Here is an 18,511-nt window from a genome sequence, read left to right on the forward strand (position 1 = left end):
GCTGAGTGGTTCCTGGAAATAGCCCTCCATGAGACCGTACCCTAAACCGACACAGGTGGACTGGTAGAGAATACCAAGGCGCTTGAGAGAACCACATTTAAGGAACTCGGCAAAATACCTCCGTAAGTTCGCGAGAAGGAGGCCCCGTTCGTAGGCAACTATGGGCGGGGGGCACAAACCAGGGGGTGGCGACTGTTTACTAAAAACACAGGGCTCTGCGAAGTCGCAAGACGACGTATAGGGTCTGACGCCTGCCCGGTGCCGGAAGGTTAAAAGGAGATGTGCAAGCATTGAATTGAAGCCCCGGTAAACGGCGGCCGTAACTATAACGGTCCTAAGGTAGCGAAATTCCTTGTCGGGTAAGTTCCGACCTGCACGAATGGCGTAACGACTTCCCCGCTGTCTCAAATGTGGACTCAGCGAAATTGAATTGTCTGTGAAGATGCAGACTTCCCGCGGTTAGACGGAAAGACCCCATGCACCTTTACTACAGCTTCGCACTGGCATCAGGATTGCGATGTGCAGGATAGGCGGTAGGCTTTGAAGCGGGGACGCTAGTCCTCGTGGAGCCATCCTTGAGATACCGCCCTTCGCACTCTTGATGTCTAACCGCGGTCCGTTATCCGGATCCGGGACCCTGCGTGGCGGGTAGTTTGACTGGGGCGGTCGCCTCCCAAACAGTAACGGAGGCGCGCGAAGGTTGGCTCAGAGCGGTCGGAAATCGCTCGTTGAGTGCAATGGCAGAAGCCAGCCTGACTGCGAGACTGACAAGTCGAGCAGAGTCGAAAGACGGCCATAGTGATCCGGTGGTCCCGAGTGGAAGGGCCATCGCTCAACGGATAAAAGGTACGCTGGGGATAACAGGCTGATGATGCCCAAGAGTCCATATCGACGGCATCGTTTGGCACCTCGATGTCGGCTCATCTCATCCTGGGGCTGGAGCAGGTCCCAAGGGTACGGCTGTTCGCCGTTTAAAGAGGTACGTGAGCTGGGTTTAGAACGTCGTGAGACAGTTCGGTCCCTATCTGCCGTGGGTGTAGGATACTTGAGAGGAGTTGCCCCTAGTACGAGAGGACCGGGGTGAACGTTCCACTGGTGGACCAGTTGTCGTGCCAACGGCAGTGCTGGGTAGCTATGAACGGACAGGATAACCGCTGAAGGCATCTAAGCGGGAAGCCCCCCTCAAAACAAGGTATCCCTTGAGAGCCGTGGAAGACCACCACGTCGATAGGCCGGAGATGTAAGCGCAGCAATGCGTTCAGTTGACCGGTACTAATGGCTCGATTGGCTTGATTTGATCCGGTGGAAGACAGACTTCCAAACCGATCACAAGCATGCAGACATGCAACTTGGACAACACCTGCCCGGTAAAAAGGGCGCAACGCTGATCCGTTTCTTTCCCGGTCTGGTGGCCATAGCACGAGCGAAACACCCGATCCCATCCCGAACTCGGCCGTTAAGCGCCGTCGCGCCAATGGTACTGCGTCTCAAGACGTGGGAGAGTAGGTCACCGCCAGACCTGGAAAGAAACGGAACTCTCTGAAACGATGGATAACCTCCGAACAAGACATACCCTGTCGCGGGGTAGAGCAGCCCGGTAGCTCGTCAGGCTCATAACCTGAAGGTCACAGGTTCAAATCCTGTCCCCGCAACCATCTTTACTTGCAAGATATCAATGGCTTAGGCAGAAGCAGAGCGCCCCACGGGGCGCTTTTTGCGTTACAACGTCGCGCAACATCTTTCCGCGCGATTCCAAAGGCTTACAGCCGCTCAGATTTCTTCCGTGCAACACCCCTGCGACACGGAAATGGCCAGATGTTCGCGGGACGTTCCTCCGGTGATCCTGGTTGCCAGCCAGCCATCCGGTCTGCGACAGTGAAGTGGATGTCCCCAAGGTTGTGCCCTTCATGCCGATTTACGAACTTGCGCCGGATCGTATCCAGCCCCTGACAAAGACCACCTTCACCGCGATGCAGCTGCACGAGCGTCGCGACCTGCAGCGGCTGCTCCGAGAGAACATTGCAGTCATAGCAGCCGACACATTGGTGATCGCCGAGGAATACGGCGAATGGGACGACTCGCGCCGCCGCATCGATCTGCTCGGGATCGACCGTGATGCCAATCTCGTTGTCATCGAATTGAAGCGCACTGAGGACGGCGGCCACATGGAATTGCAGGCCATCCGCTATGCGGCGATGGTCTCGACCATGACCTTCGATCAGGCGGTGTCCTCGTTCGACCGCTACCTGCGCCAGATCGGCCGTGAAGATGCGGACGCGCGGGGCGAGCTTCTGGCCTTCCTGGGGTGGGATGAGCCCGACCACGACCAGTTCGCGCAGGAGGTGAAGATCGTCCTAGCCTCGGCCGAGTTCTCTCTGGAACTGACGACTGCCGTTCTCTGGCTGAACCAGCGCGATCTCGACATCCGCTGCGTTCGTCTGCAGCCCTACAACCTGTCGGGACGTGTGTTGATCGATGTCCAGCAGATCATCCCGCCCCCCGAGGCCGCAGAATACCAGGTTCGCGTGCGCGAGAAGGTCCGCAAGGAACGCGAGGCGCGGACCAGCGGTGCCGATCACACGAAGTACGACCTGCGGCTTGGCCAGCAGGAGTTCCCGCGAGAGTCGAAACGTTGGGCGATCCTGCGGACATTCCGATACCTCGTCGAGAGCGGCATCGCGCCCGAGGAGGTCGCCAAGCACTGCGGCCCCCGCGCCAACCGGGCCCTTCGTGCGGTGGAGGGGGAAGTGGGGCACGACGACTTCGTGCGCCTCGCGACCGAGTCCCGTGCCGAACTGGGCAAGCGCTTCGACCCGATCCGTTGGTTTTGTGGCGACGACGAACTGCTGCGTGTCGGCGGTCGCACCTATGCCTTCTCCAGTCAGTGGGGCGGGGACGACTGGCTTGAGGCGATGACCAATCTGCGCGACGCCTTCCCAGATCGTGGGATCGTCTTCACGCCCGCTGGCTGAACCCTCTGATCAGCCTTGTCTTTCTGTTCAGTCAGAGCCGTCATGTCCCCTAATCCAACTCGGGGATTGTCATGCCCAAGACCAACGACGCCGCGCTGGACGCCTTCATTGCAGCCAAGATGGAGATCGACGCCGTGGTTGCGCGGCTAGCGGCGCACAGCGCCGACCACTTCGCCTACACCCCGGGCGAGGTGAACTGGGGCCATGTCGGCACGCTGAACCACTACCGCGCCCGCCTCCGCGAGATCAGCAACATGGCCTTCCGCGAAGGCGAGCACGCGCTGACGACCTGACACAGGCTTGCGCCGCTGGGTCAGGGCCGCAAAACCTCGTTGAACAGTCCGGTGATGCCCTCGGTCAAAGGGTCCAGATCAGCCGCCCGCTCCTTTGCCCACCCCAGCCATTCGGCGGTTGTCCTGTCGCCAATCGGCTGATCCCCTTCGGACAGCAATCGCGCCTCAAGTTCCGCGATGAACGAGTCCAGGAGCTGCTTCTCTCGCCAATTCGTCGCGGCCGACCGAAAACGGGCCCAACGACCGTCATCGATTTCCTGCAAGCGCCGCCGTTCCCACCGACGCCTTTCCTCTTCCTGGTGTCGCCGCTGATCCTCTTCACGCTGCCGTTCCCATTCGATCAGTCGGGGCACGCAGGCAATCACCGCATCTACGATGCCCGGGATCAGCGTCGCGAACGGCTTCTTCAGCGCCTCGATCCACAGCGGCTGCTCTCCAGGCAGCCAGGTGGTGATCTGCGCCCGAAGAAATCCGGACGATGCAAGTCCAGAGTTATGGTGCTGTGGGTAGGCCGTCCATTTTACGGAATCGCCTTCAGGCCGCTTAATCGGACGGGACATCTTCTCCTTAACCGTACACTCGAGGTCGCGCCCCTGGGACGTGAACGTGAGCTTCCCGTGAATGTCGGCCGTCTTGACCCTTGCTCCCGCCTTCTCAATCGCGTGGCAAAGCGTACTGCTGGCACGAAGGCGATAGAGATCTCGTTCTGTCAGATCATCCAGGAGCGACTTCGACCAAGACAAAGGATCGCTTCGGCGCCGCTTGTTCTCGTGAACGCGTTCCTTTTGCTCCCGAGTATGCTCGACGATCCACGCACGGATCTTCGGGTGCAACTTGTCCAGCGGGTCCAAGCCGTCATCAACTGGTGCAACCGGTTCGGCAGCAGCTGGTGGTGCAGCCTCTTTGGCACTGGCAGGCGGTGTCAAAGTAAGGCCCGGTTCCCTTCGCTGTGGGACGCCCGCGCCGGGTCCTGCTGTCGGCTTGGCGAGCGGACCAGAGTCAGGCGGCAACGGTGGCGCAGCTGGTGCCCGACCGACGGCCTTCTTAGACCAATAGCCAGGAGGTGGATAGGGAATCTGCCTCTTGTCACAAAGTTTGGCCAGGCGCGGACCATCGAGCCCGAGGTCGGGCCCGACCCGATTGAGAGGCTGCTCCCATACTAGCGCATAGATTTCTTCGTGTGACAGGTCTGCTGCCTGCCGTGTTGTCCCACCGTCCATGAAAGCGCCCGAAAGAATCGCCCTTTGGAACAGGTTACTTCGCGTTCGCCACTGCCGAAACTGGCAATGCCGCTCATCGACGGATCAAAGCCCCTTCGAGGATTGGATGCGGACCACGGCGACGTGCGCCGTGGTGCCGGTGATCTGGCGGTTGAGGTCGCCCAGCGCCGCTGCCATTTCCGCGTCTCTGGCGTAGGTCACCCGCTCGCCGTCGTACTCGACGGTTCGGATGCCCTGATAGCGGGCGGCCATCAGGGCGTCGCGCCACGCGGTCAGTTGGGCGAGGTCGGCCATCACGCGCCTGCGTTCTGGAACCAGCCGCGAAGGTCGATGAAGCCCGCGCCGAAATCGAGGATCACCCGGATTTCCACGCCGTCCACGTCCCAACCCAACCGGCTTTCCACCTGGGGTCCCTCGTTGCCCGAGAGGTAGGCGAACTCAAGGCCATCGATCTCACCCGGGTCTGCGGTGACATACCAGCGGGTCGCGCTGGTCAGGCGCGGTTCCACAACAGCGACATGGCGCCTGAGAACGGGTTCACGTCAGCGGCGGTAGCGGGCGCGATGGTGGCGAGCCACTTCTCCGCGACCGTCTCCAGCGCGGGCAGCACCAGCAGGTTCTTCGGCGTCACGCGGATCACGCGACCCTCGATTCCCTTTTGCGTCCGCAGCGCCAGCCGGGCGGCCGACAGGGTGGTGTCGGAGATCGCTGCGCCACTCGCTGCTTTGTTGCCGTGATCGACATGGAACAGTGCCTTCTTGTCCGACAGCGTCGCGCCGTTGCCGCTGTTCGCCTCGAGCAGGGTCACGAGGATCCTTGCCTCCGTCTCGGCTGCGCCCTGACCCATGCGGCGGGCAAGGTCCGCGAAGGCGCCAAGATCTTCGTTCACCAGAACCTGCCGGGTGATGCCGATCTTTCGCGCTCAAGTCTCGATCTTGTAGGCCTCGCGCGCCTCGGCCATCGTCCCGGCCTTGATCTCGCCGTGCTCGTTCAGCTTCTCCAGGAGCGGGGCTTCCCCGAGCATGATCTTGTTTACCGCCCGGAAATCCCGCGCCGAGGTCTGGCGGCCGAGGCGGCGGATGCCCGAGGGCGCGGCCTGGTGGGCATCGCGCAGCACGCGGCCCACGGTGTTGCCGAGGATGATCGGGAAATCGGAGGTCGTGTGCAGGGCGCGCGTGACCAAGCTGGCAGGAGACAGGGCCATGGTGGATTCGCCGCGCAGGGTCAGCAGTTCCTTGGCCATATCCACCGGCGTGGCATAGGCATAGCGGCGGGCCGGTTCGGAGAGTTGGTGGAGCGGATTGATGCGTGCATAGAGGGCTTCGCACATCTGGCGTGCGCGCAGGGGGGGCTCGTCCTGGCTTTCGCCCATCTCGACGCGGACCTGTTCGGTGCGGATCGTCGGCGCGCTTCGGCATCTGCCGCAGCGTCGATCTGACCGTCGATCCAGGACTGGTCCAGCCCGGCGATGCGGGCAATGGAGCGGATCTCCGTGTTGATCGTGGCGCGGGTCTGCGCCTCGGGCGGGGCAGGGGTGATGGTGTCGGGCATATTGGTCTCCATGCGGATGTGGGCGCCGGGGTCGGCGGGTGTCGGCACCAGGGAAATCTCGTGGGGCGTCCAGCGTACCGCGGTCAGCACGCGTGCGCCGTTCTCGGTGGTCTCGGCCCATTGCTCGACCGAATAGCCGACCGAGACATGGCGCAGGATCCCGGACAGCACGTCCTGCCAGAGCGGTTCCACCTCTGGTCGGGCCGAGAAGCGGATCAGCGCCGTGCCGTGTTGGCCATCGACGCTGGCCGATTGGACGCTCCCAAGCACATCGCGGACGGCGGATTGCCGATGGGCGTCCAGCACACTGGCACCCTGAAGGCGCGACAGGTCCACCGCCTCGGGCGCAAGGCTTAGGCGTTCGGCATAGGCGCCTGCCATGTCGCGGCGGCGCACCGGCGCGCCGGTGGACCAGATCACCTCGACAGTGCGTGCGTCACGATCGGCGCTGGCTGGGGCCAGGTCGGCGCGGCGGGTCAGCAGGGTGATGGGGTCAGTCATCAGCGGTGTCCTCCTTGGCGGCGGGCGGCGCGCTGAAGTTCAGGCCCAGCGCGTCCGACCGTGCCTTGTCTGCAGCGATCTCGGCATCGACCTGTTCGGCGTCGTAGCCCCGTTCGGAAATCGCCTGCGTCCTGCTCTTGAGCCCGGCGTTGATCGCGAGGATCTCGGCCTCGACGTCCTTCTTCGGATCGACGTAGTCGAACTTGGGCGGGAGCCATTCGCAGCCGAGATAGGCGGCCGGATCGCGGTCGAAATCTCGGGCGGGCGGATCGCCGGTCAGCACAGCCAGCCGCACGAAGCGTTCCCAGACCGCGCGGCAGAACAGGTGCACGACCACGTTGTGCTGCAACTGTTCGACGCGGCGGCAGAACTCGATCAGCCCCGCGCGGATCGAGGAATAGGTGACGCCCTCCAGGTCGCCAAAGACCAGTTCATAGGGCAGGCCCATGCCAGAGGCCACGGCGCGGAGGTGGTTCTTCACGAATCGCGCATAGGCATCGTGCTCGGTCGGGTTGGAAAACCGGATGTCTGTGCCGGGCGGCAGCGGGATCAAGCTGCCGGGCTCCGTGCCGACGGTCAGCGCGCCGTTGGTGTTCGTGCCGGAAAGCCCGCATGCGGTGCCATCCGGATCGGTGATGAAGCCAGTGAACAGCGCCGCGACCTTGGCCTTCGCCAGCGCCGCATCCTCGAACTGGTCCAACTCTTGCAGGCGCAGCAGGACAGGGGCCAGCCAGGTGACGCCGCGCAACTGGCCAGCCGCCAGTGGCTTGAACAGATGGAGACAGTCGGTTGCTGGCAGGCGCAGCGGTTCTAGCCGCAGCGAGGTCAGCGGATCACCGGGGCGGTCGCGCATCACCCAGTAAGCGGTGCGCTGCCCCATGGCGTTGAACTCGATGCCTGCCCGGATGCGCGCGCCACCGCCGATGTCGCGGTGCAGGTCCAGCGGCACCTGATCGCGGTCCAGCAGATCGATGTGCAGGGGGATGGCCGGGGCATCGGGCACGACGCGCAGCCGGGCGAAACTCTCGCCCCCCTCGACCATTGCGCGAACAGCCATGGCCTGCAGTCCGTAGAAATCCGCCAGCCCACCCGGATCGGCATGATCGGTCCAACGCCGCCACAGCACCTGCAGCCGTTCGCGCACGGCCCGGTCGGGATGCGTCGACTGAGGCTTGATCCCTGCGCCGACGACATTGCCCACCAGGCTGACCACCGCTGCCGCGACCCAAGGGTTGTTGCGCGCATACCACCCGGCTCGCCGCGCTGCCGTCGTAGCCCCAGCAATGATCGCCGTGTTCAGCCCATCGACTGTCCGCGCCCCCTCCCAACGCCGCCCGCCACTCGCGGCGTCGAAGCCGCGCGTGCGCGTGAAGCCGAAAAGGCGATGGATGAGCGTCCGCATGGACGACAGAGTCGCCCGAAATAGACCCTCAATCTATTGGGAATGTTTGGTAATGGGCAAGAGTCGACCTACGCAATCCGTGCGTCCGCACTCCATTTTCCAAGTTCCGAAAGCTTTAGCCTAATGTTGTCGAATCGCTTTACGGCGGCAGCGATCTTTCGCTGATGTTCGATATCCAACGTGCCATCTTGCTTTATCGGAAGCGACACGGTGAGTTCCTTAACGCGGGCAACGAACAATTTTGCCTCGTAGAGATAACCGCCGGCTGCAACTGCACTCCTCAACTGGATTGCCAAGAAGTCCAAGTCGATCGAGTCGTTCAGCACGTCGATTATGATGACATCGTCGGTGATTGCACAGACCTGGTCCCGCACGTAAACCTTGCCCACGGAGGCACCATTGGCATTCACCGTAACGATGGGCTTCTCCTCGATGGTCATGCCGACACTTTCGAGCCACTTCCGCGATGCCCGTCCCTTCTCGATGCGCGCGTCCCGAAAGCAGCTGTAGATCGGAATGTCTCCAGAATTTTCCCGAATGTCCTGCCCCCGCACACGCGTGCCAGACCTCACATTGAACAGCCTCTTATCTGAGAGCCCAAAGTCCTGCATGGGCGCATGCGTAAGATTGTCGAGCTCGTCTTGCGCGGCCTTCAGTTCTCCAGATATCTCAGATTGTTGATTTCCACCCAGAACTGACCCGGGTTGGCGCGTAATTTCCATTGAGATTTGACCCATGTGACCCTTCCCCAACGCGATCAGCGGCGGGGAGCAACGGAGTGATCCACATGGGACTTTTGAATATCATCCGGCGGATGGCGCTGCGTGAGAAGCTGCCGATCCGCGAGATAGCCCGCCGGACCGGGCTATCTCGGAACACCATCAAGAAGTATCTGAACGCGGGCACGATCGAGCCGAAGTTCTCGGTGCCTGAGCGCCCGAGCAAGATCGATCCGTTCGCCGAGAAGCTCGCGGCTTGGCTGAAGACTGAGACGACGAAGTCGCGCAAGCAGCGCCGGACATTGAAGCAACTCTACGCCGATCTGGTCGCGCTCGGCTATACCGGTTCCTACAATCGCGTCGCCGCCTTTGCTCGTGACTGGCGCGCCGACCGGCAACGCGAGCAGCAGACCACGGGACGCGGTACCTTCGTGCCGCTGGCCTTCCGCCCGGGGGAGGCCTTCCAGTTCGACTGGAGCGAGGATTACGCGGTGTTGGGCGGAGAACGCACCAAGCTGCAAGTCGCCCATATCAAGCTGTCACACAGCCGGGCTTTCCTGGTTCGCGCCTATCTGCTGCAAACCCACGAGATGCTGTTCGACGCCCATTGGCATGGCTTTCGCGTCTTCGGCGGCGTTCCTGGGCGGGGAATCTACGACAACATGAGGACCGCTGTGGATCGCGTTGGCCGCGGCAAGGAGCGTCAGGTCAATATGCGCTTCCTCGCCATGGCCAATCACTATGTCTTCGAGCCGGAATTCTGCAATCCGGCGTCGGGCTGGGAGAAGGGACAGGTCGAGAAGAACGTCCAGGATGCGCGCCCGCGGCTGTGGCAGCCAATGCCCAACTTCCCGGACCTGGCAGCCCTGAACGCCTGGCTGGAGCAGCGCTGCATGGAACTGTGGCGGGAGATCCCACATGGAACCCGTGCCGGCAGCATCGCCGATGCCTGGACCGAGGAGCAGGCCGCGCTGATGGCCCTGCCGCCTGCCTTCGATGGCTTTGTCGAGCAAAGCAAGCGCGTCTCACCGACCTGCCTGATCAGCTTCGAGCGCAATCGCTACAGCGTGCCGGCGTCTTTTGCCAATCGCCCTGTGAGCCTCAGGATCTATCCCGAGCGCCTGGTCATTGCCGCCGAAGGGCAGATTTTGTGCGAGCATGAGCGGGTGATCGAGCGCTCGCACCACCTGCCGCCGCGCACCATCTACGACTGGCGGCATTACCTCGCCGTCATCCAGCGCAAACCCGGTGCCCTGCGCAACGGAGCCCCGTTTGCCGAGTTGCCCGCTGCCTTCAAACGGCTGCAGGAGCAGATGCTACGGCGGATTGGCGGTGATCGCGAGATGGTCGATATCCTGGCCTTGGTCCTGCATCACGACGAGCAAGCGGTGCTGACCGCGGTCGAACTTGCCCTGTCCGAGGGCGTCGCGACCAAGACCCATGTGCTGAACATTTTGCACCGCCTGATCGACGGAAAGACCGACGGACCACCCATCGACACGCCCCAGGCTCTGCATCTGCGCCGAGAGCCCAAGGCCAATGTCGAACGCTATGATGGCTTGCGCGCGCACATGACCGGAGGCCGCCATGCGTCATGATCCTGCCAGCGGCGCCATCGTGATCATGCTCCGCAGCCTCAAGATGCATGGCATGTCGCAAGCCGTCACCGATCTGATCGAGCAAGGCGCACCAGCCTTCGAAAGCGCCGTGCCGATCCTCACCCAACTGCTGAAGGCCGAAATGGCCGAGCGAGAAGTTCGCTCAGTCGCCTATCACATGAAGATCGCCCGCTTTCCCGCCTATAAGGACCTGTCAGGCTTCGACTTCTCGGCCAGCGAAGTCAATGAGGCGACTGTGCGCCAGCTGCATCGCTGCGAGTTCATGGGCGGCGCCGAGAACATTGTCCTGATCGGCGGCCCAGGCACCGGGAAGACCCATGTCGCAACCGCCATTGGCATTCAGGCCATCGAGCATCATCGCCGTAAGGTCCGGTTCTTCTCGACCATAGAACTGGTCAACACGCTCGAGCAGGAGAAAGCGAGAGGCAGGACCGGCCAACTGGCTGAAACCCTGATGCGGCTGGATCTCGTGATCCTGGACGAGTTGGGATACCTGCCGTTCAGCGCATCAGGCGGCGCATTGCTCTTTCACCTGCTGAGCAAGCTTTACGAACGCACAAGCGTCATCATCACCACCAATCTCAGCTTCAGCGAATGGGCGACGGTCTTTGGCGATGCCAAGATGACCACCGCGCTACTCGATCGCCTGACCCACCGCTGTCACATCCTGGAAACCGGCAATGACAGCTTCCGCTTCAAGGCAAGCTCGGCTGCTGCGACCAGAAAAAAGAAGGAGACCTCTGATGTCTTGACCCGGTCATGACCCGACCAACATAATCTCAAGGTGGGTCAATTCTCGATGGAAAACCCGGGTCAGTTCTGGGTGGAAATCAACAGCTAGGTACTATAAGCTGTCCGATCTCCTGTACGAGCTTTCACTTGCCGATGGTGATGGTACCTACATTCGCGAACGCGGGAAGCTGAGCCGCTACAAGCTGCTGATCCTCGACGACTTTGGAAAAGTGACAATGAACGAACAGGAAAAGTCCATTCTGTTCGACCTCATCGATGATCGTGTAGGAACGCTCTCAACCATTGTTGTCGGGCAGCGTCCCTGTAACGATTGGCACGCTTTCATCGATGACCCCATTATCGCGGATGCGATCCTCGACCGACTTTCGCGCAAGAGATACCACATCAAGCTTCGCGACGAATCCATGAGACGGAGTGACGCGACCTTCGACAGCCTCTGAGCCTCCGCGCCAGCGCCGCAGGCAGCAGCTCTGTAGCTGTAGCGCTGGCGTGTATCAGAACGGCTGCTGAATACGAACAATATCGGGCGCTGAATTGCGCGAGTGTATGCAGGCGGACGCCCTCGAACTTGTGGTGACGCCAATGCTGCAACAGGCGGGCCGTTTCCGGGGTCACTAGCCATTGGTCAGGGTTTGGAAGATTGGCCACGTTTCGATGTAGCCCCGGACCTCGTTGATGATCGGAGTGGTATTGAATTCCTGATCAGCGGTGGAAAGATCGTCATCCGCGCCGAGCAGCAGCGCGCCCTGCCTCTGGCTTTGCCGCTGCTTCTTCGTTCTGCGGACCGGCGTAATCAGGTCTGAGCGGCGCCTGGCCTCAATGATGCGGTTCGTCGGCTGGCCATCTGCATCCAGTTCCGAATGGCGGCCAGGATATTCGTAGGGGGATTTCAGAATCGGCTTTTCGAAGAACTGTTCAGACATTGGGGGAGTCCTTTGCGGCGTCCCCCTCACCACTGCCTTCTGTTCGTCGATCCACCGATCGATATCGTCGTGCTTGAATCGCCATTGGCCCGAACCTTGAACGCCGGGATCTGGCCTGTTTGTGCCATCGTGTAGACAGTACTCTCTGCGACCTTCAACAAAATGGAGACCTCTGGCAAAGTGAGAATGGGGTCCGTCATGGACCTGCTCTTTCTCGAATGCGATGAGGGGGAGGGCGCCAGACTTTGCCAGGCATTGCTAGGACATGATTACTACAGGTTGCGCGCAGGCCAATCGGTTTCTTCGAGCCCAAGAGCCCCTTACCTCAGCCGAAGCCGCGCTTTTGGCATTGCCGCCGTGACCTCCACCTCGCGCAGCATCCCGCCCGCGATCAGCCCCTCCCTGGCCCAGACCAGCGCCTGCCGCCAATCGTTGTAGCCCCGCCGGGCGGCCTCGATCTGCTTCGGGTGTGGTGAGAAGATGACCGGGCAGGCCGGGACTTCGATGGTTTTCCAGGTGCCGCGCGCGCCCGGGCCCCGCATGCGGATGCGTTCGGTGCCGACGATTATGGTGCCTGTGTGCGTGCCTTGCTGGTTCTGTTTGACGATAGTCGGTACGCAGCGGGGGACACCGCCGGCATCCAGTCCGGGGTCAGGCCCGCGCGCGCCAGTTCGGCGATGCGGATCGCCATGCGCTTGCCGCCGAAGCTGTCGATCATCCCGGCGACGGTGGCGGCGATCACCTCGGCGTCCTCTTGGGTGTAGCCGCCCATCTTGTGCTGGTCGCTGTCGATCCTGCAGCCCAGCGCGGCACGCTGCAGCAGAACGTATTCCAGGCCGAAGCCGAACCCTTCCGCGGTAACGTCCGAGGGCAGCGGCAATTCCAGCTGCGCCTGTTCCACCCGGAACGCCCATTCCAGCGCGACCTGCACACCCAGCGCGCGCTTGACTTTGGTGCCACCGACGCCGCCGTGGAAACTCATGGCTGCAATCATTCAAGGAAATCCATCTGCGCCGGGGGCTGGGCTGCATCCGTCGGCCGTCAGATCAACGGGCCCGAGGTCATGGGTAGCCGCGAGAGCGCGCCACGCATGTACTGCTGCCAGCGGGTGAACTCCGTTGCCGAGCAGGCGCAGAGCGCGTGCCCAATGGGCCATCCCATCAGCCATCCGACGACGAGCGGGTTCAGCCGCCGCCGCGACCGGCCCTTCAGGATCCGCCGCGAGACGGCGCGCCCATGCGAGGCAATCATCCAAGCTTAGAGCGGGCGCGAGATCGGGGTGTGCGGCCAGGGCCCCATCCCATTCGGCAAGGTTGCCGGGGCCGGGCAGGTGAAGCCCTGTTCCGCCCGGTAGTGCAAGCAGGTCCATCCGGGACTTGCCGTGGGTGAGGGTGATGCTGGCCTCCGAACTGCCCTTCCAGTTCTGGGCGGCCGGTATGGGCCGGTGGTTCGGCAGGGCTTTCGCGATGCCTGGCGCCAATGCTTCGGCCTTCCGCGTGAAGTCGCTGTTCTCGGCCGGGCTGTAGCTGACGGTGACACCGACGAAGAGCCTATCTCCGGCTCGACTAGACGGACGGCGCAACGCTATCCGCTCCCGCCAGCCTGGCAGGTGACCGTGGTTGTGTCATGCCGGATGCTGTGTCACTTGTTCGGAGTAGGGGTGGCCTGCGGGAGATCGGGTTTGAGGCTTGGAAGCTCTTTGCCGATGAGGCTCCTGTTCTTCAAGCATTGGACCGGCGATTCCGACGAGGTGGGGATCGTGATTGCAAAGGCACTTTTTCGGCGGCGGGCTGGCACAGCGCAGCTCTTTGCCACGGTTGCGCCGCCCTTGTGCCTTGAAGATATCTTCCGGGGTGATCCGGCCTGGACGCCATTGCAGCAAGAACAGGAAATTGCTCCGGGAAAGGCCGGTACAGACCTGATCATTCGCGCTGTTGCACGTCCCCAGGGTGACCGGTCGCTGACGTCCTGGCCGGTGTCCGTCTTCATCGCGAACCGTTTGAGATACCGGTTTTTGGTGCGCGGGCCGACCGTCTGGACCTATCGTCGCTGGCGCGGGTGGCGACGCTCATTGCCCATTCCCGTCAGTCAGGTACCCATTTCCTACGATCTGGCCTTCGGTGGGCATGCGCCCGGCCCGGATGGGGCTATCATGGTGTATGAGCATAATCCGGCGGGACTCGGCTTTGTCACGCGCGAGCGATTGGCGGCCCGCCACGATATTCGGATTCCGCAGATCGGCGATGATGCCGGCTTTCTCACGACCGACCCTCTGGCCGAGATGCCGGTGCATGGCTTCGGACCGATCGCAAAGCCCTGGCTGCCTCGACGACGCATGGCGGGAACATTTGACCAGCGATGGTTGAACGAGCGTCATCCGCGCATGCCTGAGGATCATAGTCTGCGGTTTTGGAATGCGGCACAGGCGGAAATGGTGCTGGAGCCGCCCCTGCAAGGGGATGAGGAAATTGTTGTGGCGGGTATATCGCGTCGCCCCGATGACGTGCGCGTCTGCTTGCCTCGGTTTCGCTGCCATCTGGATCTGTCTGGCACCGAGCATGTCCAGCTCCCAATGACGCTTGATACCGTCATGCTTGATCTTGAGGCCGATGACCCTCAAAGTCACAGTGCGACTATGATCTGGCGCGCCCGGGTCGAAGCACCGGATCGGTTTGATGCGGCTGACGTAATCTCGCAACGATTGGAGACCTGATATGCCGCAATCTGCTGCCCGCCATTCTGGGAAAAATGCGCGTATCGTCTGCCTGGCACCAGATGTTTGCCTGACGCCGATCGGCGGCTCGGTCGTGCCGATCCCTTACATGATAGTCTCTCAACTCGACTGGTCCGAACGCACAATCTCGAACACGCAATTGACCGGCATGCAGGCATTCAACATGGAAAGCCGTACAAACAAAGTCACTGGGGATGAGCCTGGTGTGAAGGGCGGCGTTAAATCGGGCGTCAACAAAGGCTGGTGTCGGCCGATCTCGAAAAAGACCAGCATATTCGTTGACGGCTCCGAGCTGATCCAGAATGACAATCTTTACGATATGAACTGCGATGGGCCGGATGGGCCGGGCAACACCGTCGGCAGGCTGGTCTATTACGAATAATTCTGTCCGCTGAATCCTGCTGCGGGAACCAGGCTAGAGGCCCTCTGCGGATCGCTTGACCAAGAGTCCGTACAGATCGAGATATCGTAACTGATCAGATTGAAGATCAGGGAAGGTGGCGGTTGGCAGGTCAAGTGCGCCATGGTCGATGGCACCGCGGCCAATGACGAGGCCATGCGCGGCGGCGATGCGCAGTAATGCGCCTGCGTCGTAAGGAACGGACCAGGACAGATCATCATCAAAATCGGTGACATAGTCGTCGCTGAAAGAGGCAAGCTGATGATTGCGCGCCGCGAGGATTCCGGCCACCGCGGCAGCGCACCCCTCGACGTCCTTCGCCGAGAGTGAGTCCAGAAATCCTCGCGCAAGTTCATCGGTATGCGGCTTGAAATCGGGTCTCCCGAGGTCAATCATCAGGTCAAGTCGCCCAGATGCCCAGGCCAGAGCCAGACGCGACAGAGCAGGAAGAAACGGCTTTTCTATCTCGCCGGATACCGCCCTCGTGCCCAGTTCGCGCGCCTCCTGCAAAAGTCCGACGGCTGCGAGAAGCAGGATTGTGCGCCCCACCTCGATCAGGTCCGGCCTGCGCAACATCGAGCCCTTCGACAACTCGAACTGGCACAGCGTTCGAACATATCGAAGGCTGACAAGCTCAAGATAGTTGCCGGCGTCGAACTGGCCGGTTCGAGCACTGTTGATGACGAAATTCCGCTCTGCCAGGGCTTGACGTGTCAGAAGCGCTGCAAGAAGCGGCCCCGGACCTGCCTTGTGCAAGACATACTCCTTGAGCGTCGAACGATAGCGATCAATCCAAAGATGCCGTAGCGATGCCCGGCCCAGTTCGTCCTCATAGCGACCGGCCATGCGAGAAAGTAGCGCATCGAAATCAATGTGCTTTTCAGGAAATTCATGTTTCTGCAAGGGGCTGGCAGACGACGAGGTGAACGCTCTGATCTCCTGCCGGGTCAGGTCGCCCGCGGTTTCGCCATAGGACCAGACCTCGTAACGCTCGGTCGATATCCGCCCGCCATCGATCAGTTCCAGCAAGTCCAGACTTGTGTCCAGCACCTCTGGCGGCCAAAGTCCACCACGCTCGAGGACGATCGCTTCAAGGCAATGGCGCAGATATCTTGCGCCGCCAAGGCCGGCCTTTCGCAGCGCCTGCTCTTCGTCCGACATCACCGTATCGACGACGGCGATTTCGTAGGTTCCATCGGCGTGCGGCTTGAGGCCCAACGCTCCGATCCCGTCGCCATTCTGTCCCGACAGCTTCAACATTCGTTTCTGTTCCGGATCACGCGAGCCGCTTGTTCATCGATCTAGACCCTTTCTACCCGCAGCGTCTCGGGATCAAGCCTTACCTCCACGGTGCTGTCCGGCCGAATTGGTGCTGCGGCCAGTTCGTCGCACATCTTCAGATAGGCCGGCCAGAAGATATCGTCTCGTGTGAAGGGCAGCACGGCGTTGGGCAAAGGATCGGACAAATAGCTTTCGACCTCGACCGGCGCCAGACCCTTGGCGATGCGCCGCATGTTGACCGAGCGGATGTCGTAATCGTCCAGCAGCAGGAATTCGTCGACAAGATAGACCCGCTGGCCCTCGGGGTTGTCCTTGATGAAGGTTGTACCCAGATTCATGTCACGTACCGCCTGGAGGGCATTGCGTACCTTGGCCGGTTCGGGATCGTCCCAGACCTGCGCCAGCATCCAGTAAGGCCCGAGGCTGTCGGCATCGGGATCATAGCCGTAATGGCGCCAGATCTCGGGATCGACTGTCGTCATGGTGGTGAACCAGGCGGCCTTCTGCACCAGATAGGGATTGTCGTGGTCATTCACCCAACTCGTGCGATCGGGGCTGCCGAAGAGGACTGTGGCCTGTTCGGTGTTCTCTGCGCGATAGCCGGTCCAGATATCGAAGGCAAATCGACGCGCCATATCTTCCCAACCGGCGGCCTGCCAACTTGGCACAGACATGCCTAGAACGCGTGACATTCCGTAGTTGTTGCCAATCTTCAGCGCCCCACCGCGCTTCTTGATGACAAGGTCCGAGATCATCAGGGCCAATGTGTCGATATAGGCAATTGTCAGCGAAAGATCAGTCGCCGCGAGTGCCAGATCAAACCGCAGAGCCTGTGACACAGCATCGAAGGCCTGGCCCGCCCCGATCGCATTCGGTGCCTCGCCATGCAGATAGCGGCGAATTTTCTCGAAGCGGTGGGAAACTTCGTCCTTGGCTTTCGGCGCGTCGCACCGCTTACGCAGCTCCGCGATCTGCTGATTGACGCGTTCCTGACTAAGCATAGGCGGCATTCCTTTCTATTTCAAATGGGAACACATTTTCTCCGCGCATCCTCGGATACCTCAAGCCTTTGTATTTGCACAGCTGTTTCGCTCTTGCTCCATCTGCTCACCTCATGCTGCCTGGGTCGACGACCTGCAACCTCAGTGTTTCGGGTTCAAGCCGGACCTGCAATGGGCTCTCCGGCCGGATCGGTGCGGCACCCAGTTCGGCGCACATCTTCAGATAGATCGGCCAGAAGATATCGTCCTGCACAAAAGGCAGAACGGCGTTGGGCAGCGGGTCAGGCAGATAGCTTTCGACCTCGACCGGCGCCAGACCCTTGGCGATGCGCCGCATGTTGACCGAGCGGATGTCGTAATCATCCAGTAGCAGGAATTCATCCACGATGTAGACCCGCCGACCTTTGGGTTCATCTTTTATGAAGGTGCTGCCCAGATTCATGTCGCGCACCGCCTGCAGGGCATTGCGCACCTTGGCGGGGTCGGAGTCGTCCCAGACCTGCGCCAGCCTCAAGTAGGGCCCGAGGCTTTCGGCATCGGGATCATAGCCGTATTGCCGCCAAAGCGTGGGATCAACCGTGGTCATGGTGGTGAACCAGGCGGCCTTCTGCACCAGATAGGGATTGCTGTGCTGGTTGATCCAGCTTCCCGGGCTAGGATCGCCGAACAGAATATTGGTCTTGTCGGCGTTCGCGGACAGATAAGCAGTCCAGATATGTTCAAGGTAACGATCGGCCTCCTTTTGCCACCCGATCGATTGAAAAAGTGGACTGTCCATCCCGGACACTCTCGCAAAGCCGATCTCGTTCCAGGGCTTCAACCCGGCCTTGCGCATCTTCCCGTCCAGGTCGAAGGTCAGCAGTTTCATTGCGGCGATGAAAGAAAGCGCCAACTGCCGCCCGTGGACATCGCTCTGCGCCATGAAGATGTCAAAGCGGGGCGCATGCGAAACCGAGGCGTAAGCTCCACTCGCGAACTCCAGCGTTTCCTCACCGCTGACATAGCCAACGAGGTCCTCTATCGCCGTCGTTACGCGTTGCACTGCCTGTTGCGGCTTGAGGCTCTTGATCAGAGCATCTCGTTTCGCGTACACGCGCTCTTGCTGCAGCATATCTATTTTCCCGCTGCCATTTTGGGTTCGT

18 protein-coding genes, 1 tRNA gene, 2 rRNA genes and 3 pseudogenes (1 of these 24 only partly in view) are annotated in these 18,511 nt (G+C 61.3%); 11 read left to right on the forward strand and 13 right to left on the reverse strand.

Annotated features, from left to right (window positions below):
* The 5 genes from CX676_RS14585 to CX676_RS14605 form a co-directional block, all read left to right on the forward strand.
* Window positions 1-1,297 (forward strand): 23S ribosomal RNA (locus CX676_RS14585); it begins 1,535 nt to the left of the window's first position.
* A 107-nt stretch (window positions 1,298-1,404) separates the two neighbouring features.
* Window positions 1,405-1,519, forward strand: a 5S ribosomal RNA gene (gene rrf / locus CX676_RS14590).
* A gap of 59 nt (window positions 1,520-1,578) precedes the next feature.
* Window positions 1,579-1,655, forward strand: a tRNA-Met gene (locus tag CX676_RS14595).
* A 252-nt stretch (window positions 1,656-1,907) separates the two neighbouring features.
* Window positions 1,908-2,972, forward strand: a complete 1,065-nt coding sequence (locus tag CX676_RS14600; RefSeq protein ID WP_101754359.1) for a PDDEXK family nuclease — start codon at window positions 1,908-1,910, stop codon at window positions 2,970-2,972.
* Window positions 2,973-3,043: 71 nt separating this feature from the next.
* Window positions 3,044-3,265: a hypothetical protein gene (locus CX676_RS14605; RefSeq protein WP_101753268.1), complete on the forward strand. Its 222-nt coding sequence runs from the start codon at window positions 3,044-3,046 to the stop codon at window positions 3,263-3,265.
* Between the two features lie 20 nt (window positions 3,266-3,285).
* Here CX676_RS14605 and CX676_RS14610 read toward each other — a convergent pair whose 3' ends face one another.
* From CX676_RS14610 to CX676_RS14630, 7 genes and pseudogenes are all read right to left on the reverse strand, one after another.
* Window positions 3,286-4,116 carry a hypothetical protein gene (locus CX676_RS14610; RefSeq protein ID WP_101753269.1) on the reverse strand — a complete coding sequence of 277 codons (831 nt, stop codon included), beginning with the start codon at window positions 4,114-4,116 and terminating at the stop codon, window positions 3,286-3,288.
* Between the two features lie 453 nt (window positions 4,117-4,569).
* The gene (locus tag CX676_RS14615) at window positions 4,570-4,779 is read right to left on the reverse strand and encodes a phage head-tail joining protein (protein WP_101753270.1); all 210 of its coding nucleotides are present in this window, start codon (window positions 4,777-4,779) and stop codon (window positions 4,570-4,572) included.
* Window positions 4,779-4,994, reverse strand: a complete 216-nt coding sequence (locus CX676_RS22990; RefSeq protein WP_232816467.1) for a phage major capsid protein — start codon at window positions 4,992-4,994, stop codon at window positions 4,779-4,781. Before CX676_RS22990 ends, CX676_RS14615 begins: the two co-directional genes overlap by 1 nt.
* A pseudogene (locus CX676_RS23365) lies at window positions 4,979-5,815 on the reverse strand (phage major capsid protein). The gene CX676_RS22990 and the pseudogene CX676_RS23365 overlap by 16 nt, the downstream one beginning before the upstream one ends.
* Entirely contained in the window at window positions 5,710-6,537 is an 828-nt protein-coding gene (locus CX676_RS23005) for an HK97 family phage prohead protease (RefSeq protein WP_232816470.1), read from the reverse strand. The pseudogene CX676_RS23365 and the gene CX676_RS23005 overlap by 106 nt, the downstream one beginning before the upstream one ends.
* Window positions 6,530-7,939, reverse strand: a complete 1,410-nt coding sequence (locus tag CX676_RS14625; RefSeq protein ID WP_101753271.1) for a phage portal protein — start codon at window positions 7,937-7,939, stop codon at window positions 6,530-6,532. The genes CX676_RS23005 and CX676_RS14625 overlap by 8 nt, the downstream gene beginning before the upstream one ends.
* 68 nt (window positions 7,940-8,007) lie before the next feature.
* On the reverse strand, window positions 8,008-8,676 hold the full coding sequence (locus tag CX676_RS14630) for a restriction endonuclease subunit S (RefSeq protein ID WP_101753272.1): 669 nt from the start codon (window positions 8,674-8,676) through the stop codon (window positions 8,008-8,010).
* Window positions 8,677-8,726: 50 nt separating this feature from the next.
* On the opposite strand from CX676_RS14630, the gene istA reads away from it, so the two are divergent.
* From istA to CX676_RS14645, 3 genes are all read left to right on the forward strand, one after another.
* A complete protein-coding gene (gene istA / locus CX676_RS14635) occupies window positions 8,727-10,256 on the forward strand; it encodes an IS21 family transposase (protein ID WP_101752186.1) in 1,530 nt (509 codons plus the stop codon).
* Complete coding sequence (gene istB, locus CX676_RS14640) at window positions 10,246-11,040, forward strand: IS21-like element helper ATPase IstB (RefSeq protein ID WP_101751536.1); 795 nt, start codon at window positions 10,246-10,248, stop codon at window positions 11,038-11,040. The genes istA and istB overlap by 11 nt, the downstream gene beginning before the upstream one ends.
* Window positions 11,041-11,140: 100 nt before the next feature.
* Entirely contained in the window at window positions 11,141-11,470 is a 330-nt protein-coding gene (locus CX676_RS14645) for an ATP-binding protein (protein ID WP_232816660.1), read from the forward strand.
* Window positions 11,471-11,582: 112 nt separating this feature from the next.
* Here CX676_RS14645 and CX676_RS14650 read toward each other — a convergent pair.
* The 3 genes and pseudogenes from CX676_RS14650 to CX676_RS14660 all read right to left on the reverse strand — a co-directional run.
* A pseudogene (locus tag CX676_RS14650) lies at window positions 11,583-11,953 on the reverse strand (BPTD_3080 family restriction endonuclease); the annotation flags it as partial.
* 26 nt (window positions 11,954-11,979) lie between these two features.
* On the reverse strand, window positions 11,980-12,153 hold the full coding sequence (locus CX676_RS14655) for a helix-turn-helix transcriptional regulator (RefSeq protein WP_232816471.1): 174 nt from the start codon (window positions 12,151-12,153) through the stop codon (window positions 11,980-11,982).
* A gap of 120 nt (window positions 12,154-12,273) precedes the next feature.
* Window positions 12,274-12,935: pseudogene (locus tag CX676_RS14660) on the reverse strand (hypothetical protein).
* 412 nt (window positions 12,936-13,347) lie between these two features.
* Here CX676_RS14660 and CX676_RS23230 point away from each other — a divergent pair.
* The 3 genes from CX676_RS23230 (at window position 13,348) to CX676_RS14675 (ending at window position 15,069) form a co-directional block, all read left to right on the forward strand.
* Complete coding sequence (locus CX676_RS23230; RefSeq protein WP_269801960.1) at window positions 13,348-13,479, forward strand: hypothetical protein; 132 nt, start codon at window positions 13,348-13,350, stop codon at window positions 13,477-13,479.
* Window positions 13,480-13,658: 179 nt separating this feature from the next.
* Entirely contained in the window at window positions 13,659-14,666 is a 1,008-nt protein-coding gene (locus CX676_RS14670) for a DUF2169 family type VI secretion system accessory protein (RefSeq protein WP_157935950.1), read from the forward strand.
* Window position 14,667: 1 nt separating this feature from the next.
* On the forward strand, window positions 14,668-15,069 hold the full coding sequence (locus tag CX676_RS14675; protein ID WP_101753275.1) for a DUF4150 domain-containing protein: 402 nt from the start codon (window positions 14,668-14,670) through the stop codon (window positions 15,067-15,069).
* A 33-nt stretch (window positions 15,070-15,102) separates the two neighbouring features.
* Here CX676_RS14675 and CX676_RS14680 read toward each other — a convergent pair whose 3' ends face one another.
* The 3 genes from CX676_RS14680 to CX676_RS14690 all read right to left on the reverse strand — a co-directional run bounded on the left by CX676_RS14680 (window position 15,103) and on the right by CX676_RS14690 (window position 18,480).
* Window positions 15,103-16,347: a hypothetical protein gene (locus CX676_RS14680; protein WP_101753276.1), complete on the reverse strand. Its 1,245-nt coding sequence runs from the start codon at window positions 16,345-16,347 to the stop codon at window positions 15,103-15,105.
* A 41-nt stretch (window positions 16,348-16,388) separates the two neighbouring features.
* On the reverse strand, window positions 16,389-17,369 hold the full coding sequence (locus CX676_RS14685; protein WP_101753277.1) for a hypothetical protein: 981 nt from the start codon (window positions 17,367-17,369) through the stop codon (window positions 16,389-16,391).
* 106 nt (window positions 17,370-17,475) lie between these two features.
* Window positions 17,476-18,480, reverse strand: coding sequence for a hypothetical protein (locus CX676_RS14690; RefSeq protein WP_101753278.1), 1,005 nt, complete (start codon window positions 18,478-18,480; stop codon window positions 17,476-17,478).
* Window positions 18,481-18,511: the final 31 nt, after the last annotated feature.

It is taken from the genome of Paracoccus zhejiangensis, assembly GCF_002847445.1.
Taxonomy (GTDB): domain Bacteria; phylum Pseudomonadota; class Alphaproteobacteria; order Rhodobacterales; family Rhodobacteraceae; genus Paracoccus; species Paracoccus zhejiangensis.

What these genes read in the sequence shown, in the direction of transcription:
- CX676_RS14600 (WP_101754359.1), top strand. Translation starts at nt 1,908, where the DNA reads ATGCCGATTTACGAACTTGCGCCGGATCGTATCCAGCCCCTGACAAAG.
- CX676_RS14605 (WP_101753268.1), top strand. Translation starts at nt 3,044, where the DNA reads ATGCCCAAGACCAACGACGCCGCGCTGGACGCCTTCATTGCAGCCAAG.
- CX676_RS14615 (WP_101753270.1), bottom strand. Translation starts at nt 4,779, where the DNA reads ATGGCCGACCTCGCCCAACTGACCGCGTGGCGCGACGCCCTGATGGCC.
- CX676_RS23005 (WP_232816470.1), bottom strand. Translation starts at nt 6,537, where the DNA reads ATGACTGACCCCATCACCCTGCTGACCCGCCGCGCCGACCTGGCCCCA.
- CX676_RS14625 (WP_101753271.1), bottom strand. Translation starts at nt 7,939, where the DNA reads ATGCGGACGCTCATCCATCGCCTTTTCGGCTTCACGCGCACGCGCGGC.
- CX676_RS14630 (WP_101753272.1), bottom strand. Translation starts at nt 8,676, where the DNA reads ATGGGTCAAATCTCAATGGAAATTACGCGCCAACCCGGGTCAGTTCTG.
- istA (WP_101752186.1), top strand. Translation starts at nt 8,727, where the DNA reads ATGGGACTTTTGAATATCATCCGGCGGATGGCGCTGCGTGAGAAGCTG.
- istB (WP_101751536.1), top strand. Translation starts at nt 10,246, where the DNA reads ATGCGTCATGATCCTGCCAGCGGCGCCATCGTGATCATGCTCCGCAGC.
- CX676_RS14655 (WP_232816471.1), bottom strand. Translation starts at nt 12,153, where the DNA reads ATGACGGACCCCATTCTCACTTTGCCAGAGGTCTCCATTTTGTTGAAG.
- CX676_RS23230 (WP_269801960.1), top strand. Translation starts at nt 13,348, where the DNA reads ATGCTGGCCTCCGAACTGCCCTTCCAGTTCTGGGCGGCCGGTATGGGC.
- CX676_RS14670 (WP_157935950.1), top strand. Translation starts at nt 13,659, where the DNA reads ATGAGGCTCCTGTTCTTCAAGCATTGGACCGGCGATTCCGACGAGGTG.
- CX676_RS14675 (WP_101753275.1), top strand. Translation starts at nt 14,668, where the DNA reads ATGCCGCAATCTGCTGCCCGCCATTCTGGGAAAAATGCGCGTATCGTC.
- CX676_RS14680 (WP_101753276.1), bottom strand. Translation starts at nt 16,347, where the DNA reads ATGTTGAAGCTGTCGGGACAGAATGGCGACGGGATCGGAGCGTTGGGC.
- CX676_RS14685 (WP_101753277.1), bottom strand. Translation starts at nt 17,369, where the DNA reads ATGCTTAGTCAGGAACGCGTCAATCAGCAGATCGCGGAGCTGCGTAAG.
- CX676_RS14690 (WP_101753278.1), bottom strand. Translation starts at nt 18,480, where the DNA reads ATGCTGCAGCAAGAGCGCGTGTACGCGAAACGAGATGCTCTGATCAAG.